Origin of the sequence: Nonomuraea aridisoli (genome assembly GCF_003236395.1) — a bacterium.
In the GTDB taxonomy this organism is placed as follows: Bacteria; Actinomycetota; Actinomycetes; order Streptosporangiales; family Streptosporangiaceae; genus Nonomuraea; species Nonomuraea aridisoli.
In genome coordinates this window covers 1-17,794 of the sequence record NZ_POUD01000080.1, presented here as the reverse complement: position 1 = coordinate 17,794, position 17,794 = coordinate 1, and the positions used below count along the sequence as shown (strand labels likewise).

The window sequence follows — 17,794 nt, the reverse complement described above, 5'->3', positions numbered from 1 at the left end:
AGCCGGTCCGCCCGCGAGGCCCCCGCACGCACGAGCGTGACGGGGGCCGCCGCTTGTCAGGCCCCCGTCCGCGCGGGGGCCCGCGTTCATGAGAAGGCCAGCTCCTGCCAGGAGCGCAGGTCCGCCTCCGGCAGGGCGCGCGGCCAGATGGCCATGCGGTCCACGGCGCCCGTCAGGCGCTGCCCGCCGCCCTGGTCGGCGGCGAACCGGAGCGGACGCGTGGCGCAGCCGACGATCCCGTCGGAGGACACCGTGCCGCCGCCCGCGCGCACGCCGTCCACGTAGACGGTGACCGCGCCCGTGCGGGACAGTGTGACGACCAGGCTGAGGTAGCGGCCGGTCCGCAGTGTGGCGTCGGTCGTGACGTTCTGCCCCGCGCCGATGAACCGCAGCCGGTTGTCGGGCGTGACGTCGATCAGCACGCCGTCCGTGCCCGGGTCGCCGGAGGGCTGGAAGTCGAACAGCCGCCGGTAGCCGCTGCCCGCGATCTTCACCTCGGCCGCGAACGTGGCCTCCGGCAGATAGCCGAGCGTCGTGGCCGCCGTCGACAGGTACGTGGACCCGTCCAGCACCAGCCCGCTGCCCGTCGGAGCCTCGCCGTCGTACGCCGCGGCGCCCACGACGGAGGCCGGGCGCCCGTTGCCCGAGGAGTCGGCGACCGTGGAGCCGGCCGCCGGGTCCCAGGCGACCAGCACCTTGTCGGCGGGCGGCGTCGCGCAGGGCGACAGGCCCACCGTGGCGGACCCGGACGAACGCCACGAATCGGCCGTGAGCACCGCCGTCAGCCGAGCGCTGCGGCTCCCGTCGGCGGGCCCGGCCGTGACCGTGAACGTCGCCGAGCGCGTCTCACCGCGCGGCACGGCCGGCACCCGCACAGAGGTCGGCTCGGAGGTCCAGCCCTCGGGCAGCTCCAGCGCCAGCGTCCCGGCGGGCACCGCGCGCCGGCCCGGGGCGGTGACCGTCGCCTCGACCTCGAACGACTCCCCGGCCCCCACCGAGGCCGGCGCCGTCACGGAGACCGCGACCTCGTTGACGATCGTGTACGACTTCCCGGCCCTGGCGTTCCAGCTCAGCGTGTCGCCGGAGCGGTGCGGGCCCACCTCGTGACCCTGCTCGTCGTACACCCGGTAGCGTCCGGCGACGGCGGCGGCGCGTACCTTGATCTGGCCGGTGCGGCCGGGGTGCAGGGTGATCTTCTCGGCGGCGCCGTCGTGCCAGGAGACGTCCACCGTGACGTCGCCGCGGGCGCGCAGTCCGGTCACCGAGCCGGTGGGCCAGGCCGAGGGCAGGGCGGGCAGCACGTGGATCTCGTCGTGCTGACTCTGCACCAACATTTCCGAAATACCAGCAGAAGCGCCGAAATTTCCGTCGATCTGGAACGGCGGGTGCGTGTCCCACAGGTTCTCCAGCGTGGAGAATTTCAGCTGCTCGCTCAGCATCTTGTGCGCGTGGTCGCCGTCGAGCAGCCGCGCCCAGAAGTTGATCTTCCACGCCTTGCTCCAGCCGGTGCCGCCGTCGCCGCGCGCGGTCAGCGACACCTCGGCCGCCCGGCCCTCCGGGCTGTCCGCGGTGATCTGCCGCCCCGGGTGCAGCGCGAACAGGTGCGACACGTGCCGGTGGGTGTTGTTCGGGTCGTCCCAGTCCTGCTTCCACTCCTGGAGCTGCCCCCACGACCCGATCCGCAGGCCAGGGTCGAGCTTGTCCAGGGCCTCGCGCACCCGCGTACGGAACTCGGAGTCCACCCCGAGCGTCTCGGACGCCTCGGCCACGTTAGTGAACAGGTCCCAGACGATCTGCTGCGACATCGACGCCCCGGCCGAGAAGTCGCCCTGCTCGGGGGAGTAGCTCGGCGAGACGACCAGCTTCCCGTCACGCGGGTCGGTGTGCAGCGTGTCCAGCCAGAACTCCGCCGCCCCCTTCATCACCGGGTACGCCGTCTCGCGCAGGTACTCCTCGTCGCCGCCGAAGCGGTAGTGGTCGTACATCTGCTGGGTCAGCCACGCCGCCGCCTCCGGGAACCAGAACGAGGTCGCCCAGTCGTGCACGCCGGTGAACCCGAACGGGTTCGTCTCGTTGTGCACCAGCCAGCCGTCGGCCCCGAACATCTCCCGCGCCGTACGCTCGCCCGCCGGCACCATCGAGCGCACGTAGTCGTCGTACGGCTTGGTGGTCTCGGCCAGGTTCGTCTGGTCGGCCAGCCAGTAGTTCATCTGCAGGTTGATGTTGACGTGGTAGTCCGCCGACCAGGGCGGGCTGGTCGAGTTGTTCCACACGCCCTGCAGGTTGGCGGGCAGCGACCCGTCCCGCGAGGAGGCGATCAGCAGGTAACGCCCGTACGCGAAGAACATCGCCTCCAGCGCCCGGTCGTCGGCCGAGGCGCCGCCGGTGTAGCTCGCCCGCAGCCGGTCCGTCGGGACGGCCGGCGCCTTCTGCCCGATGTCGAGCTTCACCCGGTCGAACAGCTTGCGGTAGTCGTCCTGGTGGGCCCGCTTCAGGGCGTCGTAGCCTTGCCCGACGGCCCGGTCCACGGCGGCCGTCACGGCGGCGTGCGGGTCCTCGCCCCGGTAGGCCGGGTACTCGGCGGCGTAGTCCGTCCCGGCCGACAGGACGAACATCGCGCTGTCGGCCCCGGTGACCGTGACGCGGTCGCCCCCGTCCGTACGCGTGCCGCCCTCCGTGACGACCTGCACCTGGGCCTCGAACCGCATCCCGTTGTCCTGCAGCGCCCCGCGGATCGTCAGCCGGCCGTCCTTGACGCTGACCTGCTTGTCGTTCCGTGGCGACGACGTGCGCAGGGTGAACGACACCTTGCCCGCCTCGTCGGCCGAGATCCGGCCGACGATCGCGCCGGCGGGGTGGCTGGCGAAGTACTCGCGGGAGTAGCGCACGCCGTCGGCCGTGTAGCCGACCCGCGCCACGGCCTCGCGCAGGCTCAGCTCCCGCCGGTAGCCGGTGGGCGTGCCCTCCTGCGCCATGTCGAGCCACAGGTCGCCGAACGTCTGGTACGCCCCGAAGCCGCGCTTCGGCTGCCCCAGCTTGGCGGCGACCGCCTCCGGCGTCATCCGGCCGTCGCGGTCGAGCTGCTGCTGCACCTCGGCGATGGCGTTCGGCCGGGGCGTGGTCCAGTTGCCGAAGTCGTAGCCCTGGCGTGAGCCGGGGCCGCCGGTCCACAGGGTCTTCTCGTTGAACTGGATCTGCTCGGTGGACGTGCCGCCGAACACCATGGCGCCGAGGGCGCCGTTCCCGATCGGCAGCGCCTGGGTCTCCCAGTCGGTGGCCGGTTTGTCGTACCAGAGGGTCAGGTCATCGGGTGTATCGAGGGTCACCTCGGCGGCGGCGGGGGCGGATGGCAGGGCTGCGGTGAAGGACGTCGCTAACAGGAGAGTGAGGACGGCGCGGACGATGGGGGGTGAGTTCACGAGAGTGCTCCGATCACTACGGGCTCAGAAACCATGAAATATCACTGAAATATCGGTGCAACAACCCTCAACATCCGACCTATCCGTACGAGAAGGGGTCTGTCCGCCTCTGCTCCCCGAGCCGGCGACACGTCGGAGGGGTCGTGTCGCGCCTCGGGGTGGCCTCGGCGTGTCGCGGGGGCTTCGGGGAAGGTGCGGCACGCGTCCGGGATTGGGAGGCTCCGGATGGAGTGCGAACGGTGCCGGAATTCCCCCGGAGGATTGAGGAATTCGTGCTTGGGCATGATCACCCGATGACTTCGGACGCCGAACCGCGGTACTTTAATCACGACGAAACGTCTTTTAGTCGTGTTTGCCCAGGTCAATGGATAGGTCAACGACGAGTCAAACCGCGCGCTGTGCCCGGGAAACGATCGCCTAAGGTCCTACGATCGGTTCATGACCTGCGTACTTCTCGCCGAGGATGACACCTCGATCTCCGAGCCACTCGCGCGTGCGCTGCGCCGTGAGGGCTACCAGGTTGAGGTGAGCCCGGACGGCCCGCAGGCCCTGGAGAGGGCACTGTCGGGCGGAATAGACCTCATCGTTCTTGACCTAGGCCTGCCAGAGATGGACGGGCTGGAGGTCGCCCGCCGGATCCGCGCCGAAGGGCACGGAACTCCGGTCCTGATTCTCACGGCGCGCGTCGACGAGGTGGACACCGTCGTCGGCCTCGACGCCGGCGCCGACGACTACGTCACCAAGCCGTTCAGGCTGGCCGAGCTGCTCGCGAGGGTCCGTGCGCTGCTGCGCCGCGGCACCTCCGAGACCCCGGTCGTCCAGGGAGTGCGGATCGACGCCGACTCCCGGCGGGCCTGGATGGGCGACAAGGAGCTGCACTTGACCACGAAGGAGTTCGACCTGCTGAGGGTTCTGGTCCGCGACGCCGGCAAGGTCGTCACCCGCGAGCAGATCATGCGCGAGGTGTGGGACACGAACTGGTGGGGCTCGACCAAGACACTCGACATGCACATTTCCTGGCTGCGCCGCAAGCTGGGCGACGACGCCGCGAAACCTCGATACATCACGACCGTCAGGGGAGTCGGCTTCCGGTTCGAGCGCGAGTAGGAGATGCGCCGCCGACTGCTCTCCTCCACCCTGGTCGTCGCGGTAATCGCGGTCCTGCTGCTGGGGGTCCCCCTGGGCGTCGTCGTCAGTCGTCTGATCGTCGACGAGGCGGCTCAAGAGCTCGGGGCGGAGGCCAAGCGTCTCGTGGGAGAGGTGGAATACGCCCGTATCCAGGAGACGCCGCTCGACCCCCAGCAACTGGAGCAGAAATACCCGAAACGGTTCATACAGATCTGGGAACGCGGAGCTCCCCCCAGGTTGACCGTCGTCGGCGACCCCCCGCCGTCCGGTCACCTGATGACGGAGGACGCCCAGACCAACACGGGCGTCTACGTCCGGATAAGTCGTGACCGTGACCAGGTTGAGCAGGATGTACGTGCCCGCCTGCTCCTCATCGTCGCCCTGGCCGTGGCCGCCATGGCGGTGGCGGTGAGCCTTGCCGTCGTCCAGTCACGCCGGTTGACCCTGCCCTTGCAGGACTTGGCGAAGATCGCCGACCGGCTGGGCTCCGGCGACGCGCGCCCCAGTAAACACCGCTACGGCATCCCCGAACTCGACCGTGTGGCCCAGGTCCTCGACCGCAGCGCCACCCGGATCTCCGACCTGCTCACCCGCGAGCGCGAGTTCGCCACCGACGCCTCCCACCAGCTGCGCACCCCGCTGACCGGCCTCACCATGCGGCTGGAGGAGATCGTGGCCTCCGCCGACGAGCCGGACGTCGTGCGCGAGGAGGGCGAGGCGGCGATCGTCCAGGCCGAGCGGCTCACCGCCGTGATCGACGAGCTGCTGGCCGCGGCCCGCCGTCAGCGGCACGCCCAGGCCGAGCCGGTCGCGATCGACGAGGTGCTGATCCAGCAGATCACCGAGTGGGAGCCGGTCTTCCGCGAGGCCGACCGCACGCTGCAGCTCGACGGCGCGCGCGGGCTGAAGGCGATGGCCACCACCGGCGGCTTCGGCCAGGTGGTCGCCTCACTGCTGGAGAACTCCCTGCGTCATGGCGGCGGGGCCGTCACCGTGACCACCAGCTACGGCGACAACTACGTGGTCGTCGAGGTCGCCGACGAGGGCCCGGGCATCGCCGACGAGATCGCCCCCAAGATCTTCGAGCGGAACGTCAGCGGAGGCGGGGGCACGGGTCTCGGCCTGACGCTCGCCCGCGCGCTGGCCGCCGCCGACGGGGGCCGGCTGGAGCTCGTACGCCGCCGTCCGGCGACGTTCGCCGTCTTCCTGCGCCCCGCGGAGGACGACGGCCGCAACCGCGTCGTCAGCGGTCCTGCCTGAGGCCCGCCTCGGGCAGCTCCATCGGGATCGGCTCGGTGGCCTCCAGGAACACCCATTTCTTGTACGACCAGTAGCGGAAGAGGGTGCCGAGCCCGACGCCGACGATGTTGGCGATGTTGAGGCTGAGGGGGTCGTCGAAGCCGAGCGTGTAGTGGGTGAAGCCGATCGTCAGCATGCCGAACAGCAGCGCGATGCCGTTGAGGAGAAAGAACAGGAAGTATTCGCGCCCGAGCCCGCTCTGCTCACGGTGACGGAACGTCCAGAACCGGTTGCCGAGGTAGGCGAACGTCGTGGAGATGGCCGTCGCCACGACCTTGGAGGTCAGCGGCCCCAGGCCGATCAGCACGTTGCAGACGTTGAACAGCCCGGTGTCGATCACGAACGCGATGGCGCCGATGCTGCCGAACTTGGCCAGCTCGTGCACGAGGGACGAGAACCGCTGATAGAGGCGTCTGACACTTTCCACGTCTCTGGTCGGTCCTTCCTACGTCGAGCCGGACCACCCCAGCGTACCGGGCACGACATGGATGGGGTGTCAGACGGGAGGACATAGCCCGCAAAGAACGCCTGTAGAAATATCGCCTTATGCCCGACATTCGCCTTAGACGGGCATTACGCTGCGGGACGCTGGACGGCCGTGCCTTGACACAGGGCGACCCGGAACGGCCGTCCAGCCCAGCCCCCGCGAGCAGCGGAGGTGCGGCGGAGCGACCCGTCACCGCCGGGTAAGCTCACCTGGCGTGAGTTCATACAGCCCGATCGGACCGGTCGTCGGCATCGTCGGCGCGGGCCAGCTGGCCCGGATGTCACAGCCCCCCGCCATCGCGCTCGGCGTCGAGCTGCGGGTCCTGGCCAACAACCGTGACGAGAGCGCCGCGCGGGTGATCGTCGACACGCGCGTCGGAGACTACCGCGACCTCGACGACCTCCGTGATTTCGCCAAGGGATGCGACGTGGTCACGTTCGACCACGAGCACGTGCCGACCGAGCACATCAGAGCGCTCGCGGCGAGCGGCTACAGCGTGCGCCCGGGCGCCGACGCGCTCGTGCACGCTCAGGACAAAGCGGTCATGCGCGAACGGTTGTCTGCCATCGACGTGCCCTGCCCGGCCTGGGCGCGGGTGTCGTCGGCCGACGACGTCGCCCGGTTCGCCGGCGAGCACGGCTGGCCGGTGGTGCTCAAGGCGGTGCGCGGCGGCTACGACGGTCGCGGGGTGTGGGTGTGCCGCACGCCGGAGGAGGTCGCGGAGGCGTTCGCGACCGGGACCGAGCTGATGGCCGAGGCGTTCGTGCCGTTCGAGCGGGAGCTCGCGGTGCTCGTGGCCCGCTCGCCGCACGGCCAGGGCGTGAGCTACCCGGTCGTCGAGACCGTGCAGGAGAACGGCATCTGCGTCGAGGTGCTCGCGCCCGCGCCCGACCTCGACCCCGAGGAGGCCGCGCAGGCCCAGCGCATCGCCCTGAAGATCGCCGAGGAGCTCGGGGTGACCGGGCTGCTGGCGGTCGAGATGTTCAAGACGGCCGACGGGCTGGTGGTCAACGAGCTGGCCATGCGTCCCCACAACAGCGGCCACTGGACGATCGAGGGCGCCACGACCTCGCAGTTCGAGCAGCACCTTCGGGCCGTGCTCGACCTGCCGCTCGGCTCGCCCAAGATGACCGCCCAGGTGGTCGTCATGGCCAACCTGCTCGGCGGCGACGAGCCCGACCTGTTCAAGCGCTACGAACACGTCCTCGCCCACGATCCCGGCATCAAGCTGCACTTCTACGGCAAGCAGGTGCGTCCCGGCCGCAAGATCGGCCACGTGACGGCGCTCGGCTCCAACCTCGACGAGGTGCGCGCCCGCGCCCGTCACGCCGTCGTCTACCTCACCACCGGGGAGTACACGTGAGCATCGGCATCGTCATGGGCAGCGACTCCGACTGGCCGGTGATGAAGCAGGCCGCCGAGGCGGTCGCCGAATTCGGCGTGCCGTTCGAGGCCGACGTGCTGTCGGCGCATCGCATGCCGGTCGAGATGATCGACTACGGCCGGCAGGCGGCCTCCCGCGGCATCCAGGTGATCATCGCGGGCGCCGGCGGGGCCGCCCACCTGCCCGGCATGCTGGCCTCGGTCACGCCGCTGCCGGTGATCGGGGTTCCGGTGCCGCTGAAATACCTCGACGGGATGGACTCCCTGCTGTCGATCGTCCAGATGCCGGCCGGGGTGCCGGTCGCCACGGTCGCGGTGGGCGGCGCCCGCAACGCCGGGCTGCTGGCCGTCCGCATCCTGGCCGCCTCCGACGCCGGGCTGCGGGCGCGCATGGAGGAGTTCCAGGAGCGGCTGAAGGAGCAGGCCCACGCCAAGGGCGAGCGCCTGCGCGCCGAGGCCGCCGAGCTCTGACCCGGTCCCGGGGGCTCAGCGCTCGGGATCACGAACGCGGTCGGTCATGACCACGCCGGACACGCCTACGGTCATGCCCGGGAGCCGGCGGTCCTGGCCGCGTGCGCCAGGATCCGGCTGTTGACCAGATCGGGAACGTCGAGCGCGATGGAATGACCGACCCCGGCACCACCTCGACCTCCACGGCGGGCGCGACGCGCCGCAGCCGTCCGGCGACCTCGGCGGAGTCGTGCATGGTGCTGCGCTCGCCGAACACCCCAGCGGGCGATCATGTGGTCGTAGCGGCGAGCATGCGGGAGGTCGCGATCGAGGCGGGCGTCTCGTTGCGCAGCGCGTCACGCAGGCCGTGGCGGCTCACGGCGACCCGGCTTCATCCCGCGCCTTCCTGTACGGGGGGCTGAGCACGCTCATCCCGGTCGACGAGGAGAGCCGCCGGATCGTGCTCGCGTACCAGGCGCACTACCTCCTCACGCTCACCCGGCCCGAGCCGGCTCCGGAGGGCCTGACGTACGCCGACGCGCTGCGCGACTTCGTGGCCGAGCAGATCCGCCAGGCCCGGGAGGAGGGCGGGGCCACCGTCGAAGACCCCCGTACGGCGGCCGCCATCCTGCTCGCGGTCATCACCGGCCTGCAGATGAGCGTCCTGGCGGGCCAGTACGACGGCGAGACCGCCGTCGGGCTGCTCACCGCACACCTCGACAGCCTCTTCGCCTTAGCCGGCCCGCACGCGTCTCGTCCGTCGAGACGAGGATCGCGAGCGCGTCAGGGGCGGCCGAGGGCGCGGTAGTGCCAACCGGCCGAGCGCCAGTTCTCGGCGTCGAGGGCGTTGCGGCCGTCCACGATGCGCCGGGCCGCGACCACCCCGCCGAGCTGCTCCGGGTCGAGGTCCACGAACTCCTGCCACTCCGTCAGCAGCAGCACCACGTGCGCCCCGCGGACCGCTTCGACGGCCGACTCGCCGTAGTTGAGCTCCGGGTGGGCCTTGCGGGCGTTGTCGAGCGCGATGGGGTCGTAGATGGTGACCTTGCCGCCCTGGTGGCCGATGGCCACGGCGACGGCGAGAGCGGGCGAGTCGCGGATGTCGTCGGAGTTGGGCTTGAACGCCGCACCGAGCACGCCCACCGTGCACCCGTGGAACGAGCCCCCGGCCAGCTCCCTGGCCAGGTCGACCATGCGGGCCCGGCGGCGCATGTTGATGGCGTCCACCTCGCGCAGGAACGTCAGCGCCTGGTCCGCCCCGAGCTCGCCGGCCCGCGCCATGAACGCCCTGATGTCCTTCGGCAGGCAGCCGCCGCCGAACCCGAGGCCGGCGTTCAGGTAGCGGCCGCCGATGCGGTCGTCGTACGACAACGCCTTGGACAGCAGCTCGACGTCGGCGTGCGCGGCCTCACAGACCTCGGCCATCGCGTTGATGAAGGAGATCTTCGTGGCCAGGAACGCGTTCGCGGCCGTCTTGACCAGCTCGGCCGTCGCGTAGTCGGTCACCACGATCGGCACCTCGCCGAGCGGCTCGTACACCTCGCGCAACATCTTCTCGGCCCGCTCGGTGCGGACGCCGAGCACGATGCGGTCGGGGTGGAGCGTGTCGTGGACGGCGAAGCCCTCGCGCAGGAACTCGGGGTTCCAGGCCAGCTCGGCCTCGGCGCCGGCCGGGGAGAGCCGGGCCAGCTTGTCGGCCAGCCGCTCGGCGGTGCCGACGGGCACGGTCGACTTGCCCACCACCAGGCACTCGCGGTCGAGCAGCGGGGCGAGGCCTTCGATGGCGTTGTCGATGTACGTCACGTCGGCGGCGTACTCGCCGCGTTTCTGCGGGGTGCCCACGCAGACGAAGTGCACGTCGCCGAAGGCGGCGACCTCCTCGTAGGAGGTGGTGAAGCGCAGGCGGCCGGATGCGAGGCCGCGCCGCAGCACCGGCTCGAGGCCGGGCTCGTGGATCGGGAGTTCGCCGGCGTTGAGCCGGGCGATCTTGTCAGGGTCCACGTCGAGGCCCAGGACTTCGAAGCCCAGATCAGCCATGCTCGCCGCATGAGTGATGCCCAGGTATCCGGTCCCGATCACCGTGAGGCGATATGGCACGTGTGAGCTCCTTTCGATCGCGGAGGCATGTTACCGGGCCTTCCGCTACCTGCTACGTGCCACCTGCAATTCTTCGCAAACCGTACCCGCTGGTAACAAGATGCTCGGACATCCTAGTATTTGACGCATGAGCTTCCCTCTGTACGCGCCCGCCGAAGAGCACGACATGCTCAGGGAGACGGTTCGCGCCCTGGCCGACGAGAAGATCGCTCCGCACGCCGCCGAGATCGACGAGACCGAGGAGTTCTCCTGGGACGTCTACAAGGCGCTCGTGGCGGCCGACCTGCACGCCGTACACGTCCCTGAGCAGTACGGCGGCGCCGGGGCCGACGCGCTGGCGACCGTGATCGTCATCGAGGAGGTGGCCCGCGCCTGCGCGTCCTCCTCCCTGATCCCCGCCGTCAACAAGCTCGGCACGGTGCCGCTGCTGCTGTCGGCCTCGCCGGAGCTCAAGACCCGCTACCTGAAGCCGGTGGCGAGGGGCGAGGCGATGTTCTCGTACGCGCTGTCGGAGCCGGAGGCCGGCTCGGACGCGGCGGCCATGAGGACGCGGGCGGTGGCCGACGGTGACGCGTACGTGCTCAACGGCACCAAGATGTGGATCACCAACGCCGGCCTGTCGGAGTTCTACACGGTGATGGCGGTCACCGACCCGTCCGCCGGGGCGCGCGGCATCTCCGCCTTCGTCGTGGAGAAGTCGGACGAGGGCGTCTCGTTCGGGCCGAAGGAGAAGAAGCTCGGCATCAAGGGCTCGCCCACGCGGCAGGTCATCTTCGACAACGTCCGCATCCCGGCCTCGCGCATGATCGGCGAGCCCGGCACCGGCTTCAAGACCGCGCTCGCCACGCTCGACCACACCCGCATCACGATCGCCGCCCAGGCGCTCGGCATCGCGCAGGGGGCGCTCGACTACGCGATCGGCTACGTCAAGGAACGCAAGCAGTTCGGCCGGCCGGTGGCGGACTTCCAGGGCGTGCAGTTCATGATCGCCGACATGGCGATGAAGCTGGAGTCGGCCCGGCAGCTCACCTACCACGCGGCGGCCAAGTCCGAACGCGCCATGAACGGCGAACCGCAGGCCGACCTGACGTACCTGTCGAGCGCCGCCAAGTGCGCCGCCTCGGACGCCGCCATGCAGATCACCACGGACGCGGTGCAACTCCTGGGCGGCTACGGCTACACGAAGGACTTCCCGGTCGAGCGCATGATGCGCGACGCCAAGATCACCCAGATCTACGAGGGCACCAACCAGATCCAGCGCATGGTCATCGCCCGCCAGCTCCTCAAGTAGGCCTTTCACCCGCGAGAACCCGGGGCCGTGCGGCTCCCGGGATCTTCGCGTGCTGTCCGAGTCGCTCCAAGGGCGTTGTTCCGTGAGCTGTGCGTGAGGTCCGACGCGTGCGATGATCGCGGCTTGTGGACATCGACGGCTTCTGGGAGTTGGTTGAGCGCTCCGGCAGGGAGACGGACAGTCGCCCCGCGCGATCGGCGTGGCTCGAGGATCATCTCTCTGGCCTGACCGCCGAAGAGATCGTGGACTACCAGACCTGGTTCACGGTCTGTGCCAATCGCGGCTGTTCGTGGGACATGTACGCGGTGTTCTGGACCGTCACCGGGTTCGGGTCCTCCGATGGCTTCGAGTACTTCGTGAACTGGTTGATCAGCCTCGGCCGTGACACCTTCGAGAAGATCGCCGACTGTCCTGATCGCATCCTTGAGCTGCCGGAGATCCAGCGCCTCTTCGAACTCGCCCGGACCTTCTCCCACGAACGGACGAGCCGGTCCAGGAACGGGAGGTTCCATCTGAAGCGGGTCACACACACCCGGCGTGAGTTCTGGCCGAGGGAGGACTCCCCCGACTTCGAGTCCTTCGCCTACGTGACCTTCGACCCCTACAGGCAGGCCACCGGCTTGGAGCCGGACAGTCTGGGTGATGCCGTGCGCGCGAAAGGCGTACACGGCAAGTTTCCTTTCCTGAGCTACCACGCGGCGCCGGACGGCGAGGAGTGGGACTTCGGCGACAAGGACGAGTTCATCCGTCGTCTGCCACGGCTCGCCCGCCACTACGGCGTCACCGATTGAGCCTGGGCGCGAGGGTGGAAGAGTCCCCTGACCGGGGCTCCGTCGGCCGGTGGGTTTTCTGCGAGCTTTCACCGTCGACCTTCTCCCAGGGGGTGCGAGCAGGCCCGCGTCTGTTCCTCCCCGAAGACCGCCGCAACCCCCGACATCCTCACCCGCGTCAGAAGTCGCGCCACTCGTCGAACCAGTCGGCCGCCTCGGAATCGGTGACGCCGGCGCGTTGCGCGAGATCGAAGAAGGCGTCCGCGGCCTCTTCCCTGCGGAGGGTGTCGATGATCTCGGAGCGTTCGTCGATCGTGTTGAGCTGTTCGATCAGGTCGCGCAGGATCGGCTGTGCCGCGGTGGCCGTGGCGGGATCGCCGGCGGGCAGAGAGCCGATGGCGCGAACGGCCGAGGCATAGGCCTCGCATGCTGCGGCGCCGGCTTCTTCGTCGTCATCGACCCAGTCGCGCAGCGGGTTGTCGACGTTGGACGCGAGCCAGGCGTCGGGCTTGGCGCCCCACACGATCACCTGCACGGGCGTGCCTCGGTGGCGTGCCATGAGGAGTTCGGACTGGCTGCGGCGGATGCCGTTGACGTCCAGGCGGCGTACGGAGGTGGGTGGACGGGACAGGGATGACGCATCGACGCCGTAGGCGTCCGTGAGTCGTAAGGTGTGCAACCGCGAGAAGCCGCTCAGACGGGAGTCGTCGAGCAGGCTGCCGTGCGGGTGGTTCCAGCGGATGTGCAGACACTCCAGGTCCGTCAGGGCCTCGAGAGCGGTCAGGGACAGGTCACCGGATCCGCGGAGGTCGAGACGGCGGACTCCATGGAGACCGTTCGGGACGACATCGGGGAATGCGGCCATGCTGAGATGGATCCAGCGTCCCTCCTCGGCCGCCTCGACGGCTGCGGGTGGTCGCCCCTCCACGTGGAGGTCGATGAGTCCGGGTGGCAGGCGCAACAGTCGTGGCCCGGTGCCCGAGATCGTCAGTCTGGTCAGGTGTGTCGCGCTCAGATCGACCGTGTGCGGGGGATCGTCCCATACAAGGCTCTGGATGATCGGGCGGGCGGCGAGAGCCTCGGCGAGGCCGCGATCCGGGCCTGAGCATCTCACGCTGGTCAGCTGGGGCAGCGCGTCCAAGGCCGGCCAGCGGACGTCTGTGAGATGAGCCGGGAGGATGAGCGATGACGCGGTGGCGTACATGGTCCGCGGCACGTCGCCGAGATCGACCATGACCGGGCCGTGGACGGCGTCGCGGTAGGCGGCCTTGGCCGCGGCGGGCACATGGAGATCCCAGCGCCGCTGGGAGGCGACGCTTAGCGGGATGCTCTCCCAGACGCCGAAGGCGTTCGTCTCGGGCGGGGTGTCAGGGTGGACCGGTTGTCGCCCGAGCCAGACGAAGTCGGGCGGCGGTGGATCGGCGCTGTCGACCATGAGGGCGTCCGGTCGTCCCGAGTGGCTGTGATGGTCAAAGATCAGCGGTGCGGCTGAGGCGAGCTCGTCGAGTGTGGGCAGCTCGTCGGAGTGCCAGTCGAGTGCGCATACCGTCGTGCAGCCTCCGCTGACTCCGCTCACCTGGCACGCGCCATAGCCGCCCAGCGGAAGGGGCATGGCCGCCACGTCTCCGACCCGCAACATGGGCGGGATGCTACCGATCGCCTACGACAAGATCGCTCGACCCGATGGCGTCAGGTGTCGTAGACGCCGTCCCAGGGGTCGTAGAAGCCGATGCCGTTCGGGTGGAACTCGGCATGCTCCTCGCCCTCGCGCGCGAGGGCGACGCCGGTGTGCTCGATGATGGTGGCCGGTGGCGGCGAAGGTGTGCAGGACCGCGTACCAGCGTTTGTGCGACGGCCAGTCGTCGGTGTGGGTGTTGCCCTCGCGGAAGGCGGCGACGACGGACCCGAAGAACTGACCGCCTTCCCCATGGCCGATCGCGCCGGTGTGGTGGTCGGGTATGTAGGCGATGGGAATGATGCGCGGGAGAGTGGTCATCGGTACGACAGGAATTCGCCGCCCTGTCGGCTTCCGTGCAAGCCCTTCCCTTACGCGGGTAGCGGGGCGCTGTGAATGTCAGTGGTGTCGGCTTGGATGGTGGCATGACTGCTCATGAAGCAGCCGGGCTGCTGCCTGACATCCCGGTGCTGCGCGACCTGTGCCGGTCCATGGCCGTGCTCGACGCCATCCTGAGCCCCGAGTGGTCAAGCCGTTTTCACTTCTACGACGCGAGCTGGGGGTCGGGGGAGGAGACGGCCTCGATGCGCAACGGCTCGGGGGACGAGTACGCCATCGTCTTCTCCGCCGTCTTCTCCGCGGCGGGTGCGTACGTTCGCGGCTTCGACCACGAGTCGCCGATGAGCCCGTACGATCATGACGGGCCGTGGCCAGGGGTGGTCGACTCCGTTCCCGAGGTCTTCCGTGCTTGCGTGGAGGAGCCCGCGTTCTGTGACGAGGGCGGCATGCCCGTCGTGACCGCCTGTTCGTGGCGTCAGAACGGTGATGATCGCTGGAGCGTGGGGGAGATCGACTATCCCGAAGGCATGAGCGATCCCGACGGAGCGGCGTACCTGTTCGAGCGGTTGGTCGCCCCGACGCCGGAGGCGTTCCGGCGAACAAACCCCCCGGGCAATAATCGCTTTAGGGCGACTTGTTGAGCATTATGCTCAAAATTCACTCCGAGCCACTGGGAGACTTACGATTCTTCGTGTGCCCAGCCGTTCCCGATCACGACGACGATTTATCCGTAATGGCCTGCTTCTTCTTTTAGTGGCCTGGTTCGTGGTATTAGCGGTATGGATGGCCAATTCCGAATCTTCGGAGAACGACGCACGCGCCAGCGTGATCAGCATGTTCGTGGGTCTCGCGGCCCTGACGATCACGGTGGCGAGTCTTCTGCGCGTAGAGCCGTCGGAGCCGCTCAGACCGAACGCGCTGGCAGACGACCTCGCCGCCACCGTCCAGGCTCAGTGGCTGGAGGAGACCAAGGTTCGCAAACTCCGCGACCCGGGCGTGCTGCCCCTGTCCTGGGCCGCCACCGAGCGCGACGTCAGCGACGATTACGAGCTCATCACGGGGCAGCAGGTCGGTCGGGTGGTCAAGCTTCGCCTGGAAGGCCGGCTGGAAGGCGAGTTCGACACGGTGACCCGCCGGCTGGCCATCGACTATCGGGCGATCCGCAGCGGACGGCTGCTCGTCCTGGGAGAGCCGGGTTCGGGCAAGACCGTGCTGGCGGTGCTGCTGACCCTCGGCCTGCTGGACAGCGAAGTCCGTGCCGACGGCGGCCCGGTGCCGGTGCTGCTGACCGCCTCCTCCTGGGATCCGGTGGCCGACTCGATGGACGCCTGGATCGTGCACAGCCTGGCCACCTCCTACTACAACGGCCGCAGGGAGATCCCCCAGCTCCTGTACGACCGGGGGTTGCTCCTGCCGATCCTCGACGGGCTGGACGAGATTCCCGAGTCGGCCCGCCGCAGCGCCGTACGTTCGATCAACCAGGCGGTCGGGCAGGACCGCGCGGTGGTCGTCACGTGCCGGTCGGCCGAGTACCAGGACGTGATCGACGGCGGCGGACAGCCTCTTCGCCGGGCCCCGGTCATCGAGGTGGCCCCGGTGACGAGCACGGAGATCATCGCCTACCTGGAGGCGGTGGACTGGCCGGACGGGACGGACTGGCGCCCGGTGTACGACCATCTGCGTGCCGAGCCGGACAGCCCGCTGGCCATGGCGCTGTCCACCCCGCTCATGGTGTCGATGGCGCGCCGGGTCTACCAGCGCCTCGGCGGCTCGCCGGCCGAACTGCTCGATCCCGTACGCTTCGACTCCCGGCACGCCGTCGAGGACTACCTGCTCGATCGGGTGATCGACGCGGCCTACGCCCCGGACAAGCTGCCTTCGGGCCAGATCGTCCCGGGATCCGTCAGCAAGTGGCCGGCGGCCAAGGCTCGCGGTTGGCTGATGTTCCTGGCCCGATATCTCCACCAGCACCGGGAGAGGGACCTGGCCTGGTGGCTGCTGAGCCGGCGACTGCTGTCGCCGTGGGCCGCTCCGCTGATCGGGCTCGGCATCGGGGCGATCTTGATGGTCGCGGCGTTCCTGTGGACGCTTTTCCTGGACACGGATGACTTCGTCGAACTCATCGGCGCTCCGCGCACACTCGAGAACGGCAAGGGGGACGCTCGCCCCAACCTCTTCGGGGGGCTCGCCATCGGTGCCTGGGCAGGAACGGGTTTCGCGGTTCTGGCCACGATGACGTGGTCCGCCGGCGCTGACCGCGCTCCAGGCCGGTTGTCGCTGACGGTTCGTGGATCGATGGACCGGCTGCTTCGCGGATTCACCACGGGCCTCGCCGTGACTGCGATCGTGGTCGTGCCCGTGCTGGCCGGAGTCGCCATAAGCATCAGCGCACAGGGCTGGGTCGTCGCAGACGTACAGGGCTACTGGGCGCTGGTGCTGGTGGGCGCGGCACTGGCGGTGACGGTCGGTCTCGCGATGGCGGTCCACAACTGGCTTCACGCTCCGCCTAGACGCTCGGCTCAAGCCAGTCCGCTGCGCTTCATCCGTCAGGATCGTCGTTCGTCCCTCGTGGGGGCGCTGGCCGCGGGGATGGTCATGGGCGTTGGGGTGCTCCCCGCTCTGATCGCCGGCAGGGTGGTCGCCGCCATGACTCAGAGAGCCGTCACCCGATGGCCTCGCGACGGGTGGTTTCAGGGAGTCGACAGCGTAGGTCACACCATCGCGGTGGAAGTCGCGGCGATCACCGGAGGTCAGAGCCTCCCCTTGCTGCTCGGGTGGGCCGTGCTTCTGCCCGGGACGGTTTTCGCCCTGCTGATCTTGCTGACCCGGGCCTGGCCGAGGTTCTTACTGGCACGGCTCGCGCTCGCGGGGCGCGGACTCCTGCCCTGGCGTCTCATGGCGTTCCTCGCGGACGCGCGGGAACAGGAGTTGCTCCGTCAGTCAGGAGGGATGTACCAATTCCGGCACATCCGCCTCCAGGAATGGCTGGCCACGCAGAAGTCCGGGTCGCCCAGCACACCGAATGTGAACCTGCCCCAGGCGCTGAAACGCCGCGGTGTCGTCCTGGCCGCGATCGTGGCCGCCCTCATCGTCGTCACCAGATCCACCATCGGCAACCTCCCAGACGATCTGTCGCAAGCCGCCTTGATCGGCCACATCGGCTCGGTGGACGTGGTCGCGGTGGGGGAGGTGGACGGGAAGACCGTCGCCGTCACCGGTGGTGACGACAGGACGGTGCGGGTGTGGGATCTGTCCACGGGCAGCCCGGTGGGAAAGCCGCTGGTCGGCCACACCAGCGGGGTGTACGCGGTGGCGGTGGGGGAGCTGAACGGCATGACCGTGGCCGTCACCGGTGGAGATGACAGGACGGTGCGGGTGTGGGATCTGTCCACGGGCAGCCCGGTGGGAAAGCCGCTGGTCGGCCACACCAGCGGGGTGTACGCGGTGGCGGTGGGG

Annotated in this window: 12 protein-coding genes and 1 pseudogene; 9 read left to right on the top strand and 4 right to left on the bottom strand. The window is 69.4% G+C overall.

Translation table 11 applies throughout. The annotated features are described in order from the left end of the window. Positions 1 to 86: 86 nt before the first annotated feature. The gene (locus C1J01_RS20275; RefSeq protein WP_111180556.1) at positions 87 to 3,419 is read right to left on the bottom strand and encodes a glycosyl hydrolase family 95 catalytic domain-containing protein; all 3,333 of its coding nucleotides are present in this window, start codon (positions 3,417 to 3,419) and stop codon (positions 87 to 89) included. Positions 3,420 to 3,857: 438 nt separating this feature from the next. Between C1J01_RS20275 and C1J01_RS20270 the strand changes: the two genes are divergently transcribed. Next, complete coding sequence (locus C1J01_RS20270) at positions 3,858 to 4,526, top strand: response regulator transcription factor (protein ID WP_012888073.1); 669 nt, start codon at positions 3,858 to 3,860, stop codon at positions 4,524 to 4,526. A 3-nt stretch (positions 4,527 to 4,529) separates the two neighbouring features. After that, positions 4,530 to 5,807 (top strand): ATP-binding protein, encoded by a 1,278-nt coding sequence (locus tag C1J01_RS20265; protein WP_111180555.1) that lies wholly within the window; start codon positions 4,530 to 4,532, stop codon positions 5,805 to 5,807. Here the strand turns inward: C1J01_RS20265 and C1J01_RS20260 are convergent. Beyond that, on the bottom strand, positions 5,791 to 6,273 hold the full coding sequence (locus C1J01_RS20260) for a GtrA family protein (protein WP_111180554.1): 483 nt from the start codon (positions 6,271 to 6,273) through the stop codon (positions 5,791 to 5,793). The two genes, C1J01_RS20265 and C1J01_RS20260, sit on opposite strands and share 17 nt — an antisense overlap. 274 nt (positions 6,274 to 6,547) lie before the next feature. Here C1J01_RS20260 and C1J01_RS20255 point away from each other — a divergent pair, with 274 nt between their 5' ends. The 3 genes from C1J01_RS20255 (at position 6,548) to C1J01_RS20245 (ending at position 8,974) form a co-directional block, all read left to right on the top strand. Then, entirely contained in the window at positions 6,548 to 7,696 is a 1,149-nt protein-coding gene (locus C1J01_RS20255) for a 5-(carboxyamino)imidazole ribonucleotide synthase (RefSeq protein WP_111180553.1), read from the top strand. Positions 7,697 to 7,710: 14 nt separating this feature from the next. Continuing rightward, the gene (gene purE, locus C1J01_RS20250) at positions 7,711 to 8,187 is read left to right on the top strand and encodes a 5-(carboxyamino)imidazole ribonucleotide mutase (protein WP_111180571.1); all 477 of its coding nucleotides are present in this window, start codon (positions 7,711 to 7,713) and stop codon (positions 8,185 to 8,187) included. A 346-nt stretch (positions 8,188 to 8,533) separates the two neighbouring features. Then, positions 8,534 to 8,974, top strand: coding sequence for a TetR family transcriptional regulator C-terminal domain-containing protein (locus C1J01_RS20245; protein ID WP_181448868.1), 441 nt, complete (start codon positions 8,534 to 8,536; stop codon positions 8,972 to 8,974). Here C1J01_RS20245 and C1J01_RS20240 read toward each other — a convergent pair. Continuing rightward, positions 8,950 to 10,263, bottom strand: a complete 1,314-nt coding sequence (locus C1J01_RS20240) for a UDP-glucose dehydrogenase family protein (RefSeq protein WP_111180551.1) — start codon at positions 10,261 to 10,263, stop codon at positions 8,950 to 8,952. The genes C1J01_RS20245 and C1J01_RS20240 overlap by 25 nt on opposite strands. 127 nt (positions 10,264 to 10,390) lie before the next feature. Between C1J01_RS20240 and C1J01_RS20235 the strand changes: the two genes are divergently transcribed. Both C1J01_RS20235 and C1J01_RS20230 read left to right on the top strand, forming a co-directional pair. Continuing rightward, entirely contained in the window at positions 10,391 to 11,554 is a 1,164-nt protein-coding gene (locus C1J01_RS20235) for an acyl-CoA dehydrogenase family protein (RefSeq protein ID WP_111180550.1), read from the top strand. A 125-nt stretch (positions 11,555 to 11,679) separates the two neighbouring features. Next, on the top strand, positions 11,680 to 12,345 hold the full coding sequence (locus C1J01_RS20230; RefSeq protein ID WP_111180549.1) for a DUF4240 domain-containing protein: 666 nt from the start codon (positions 11,680 to 11,682) through the stop codon (positions 12,343 to 12,345). A gap of 157 nt (positions 12,346 to 12,502) precedes the next feature. Here the strand turns inward: C1J01_RS20230 and C1J01_RS20225 are convergent, their stop codons facing one another. Continuing rightward, positions 12,503 to 13,963 (bottom strand): hypothetical protein, encoded by a 1,461-nt coding sequence (locus C1J01_RS20225; protein ID WP_111180548.1) that lies wholly within the window; start codon positions 13,961 to 13,963, stop codon positions 12,503 to 12,505. A 461-nt stretch (positions 13,964 to 14,424) separates the two neighbouring features. Here C1J01_RS20225 and C1J01_RS20215 point away from each other — a divergent pair, with 461 nt between their 5' ends. Together C1J01_RS20215 and C1J01_RS20210 are read left to right on the top strand one after the other, a co-directional pair. Further along, positions 14,425 to 14,979, top strand: a complete 555-nt coding sequence (locus tag C1J01_RS20215) for a hypothetical protein (RefSeq protein ID WP_181448867.1) — start codon at positions 14,425 to 14,427, stop codon at positions 14,977 to 14,979. Between the two features lie 52 nt (positions 14,980 to 15,031). Beyond that, positions 15,032 to 17,794: pseudogene (locus C1J01_RS20210) on the top strand (hypothetical protein); the annotation flags it as partial.

Bases quoted from the DNA above. Each gene is read 5' to 3' on its own strand.
- C1J01_RS20270 (WP_012888073.1), top strand. From the start codon at position 3,858: ATGACCTGCGTACTTCTCGCCGAGGATGACACCTCGATCTCCGAGCCA.
- C1J01_RS20265 (WP_111180555.1), top strand. From the start codon at position 4,530: ATGCGCCGCCGACTGCTCTCCTCCACCCTGGTCGTCGCGGTAATCGCG.
- purE (WP_111180571.1), top strand. From the start codon at position 7,711: ATGGGCAGCGACTCCGACTGGCCGGTGATGAAGCAGGCCGCCGAGGCG.
- C1J01_RS20235 (WP_111180550.1), top strand. From the start codon at position 10,391: ATGAGCTTCCCTCTGTACGCGCCCGCCGAAGAGCACGACATGCTCAGG.
- C1J01_RS20225 (WP_111180548.1), bottom strand. From the start codon at position 13,963: ATGTTGCGGGTCGGAGACGTGGCGGCCATGCCCCTTCCGCTGGGCGGC.
- C1J01_RS20215 (WP_181448867.1), top strand. From the start codon at position 14,425: ATGACTGCTCATGAAGCAGCCGGGCTGCTGCCTGACATCCCGGTGCTG.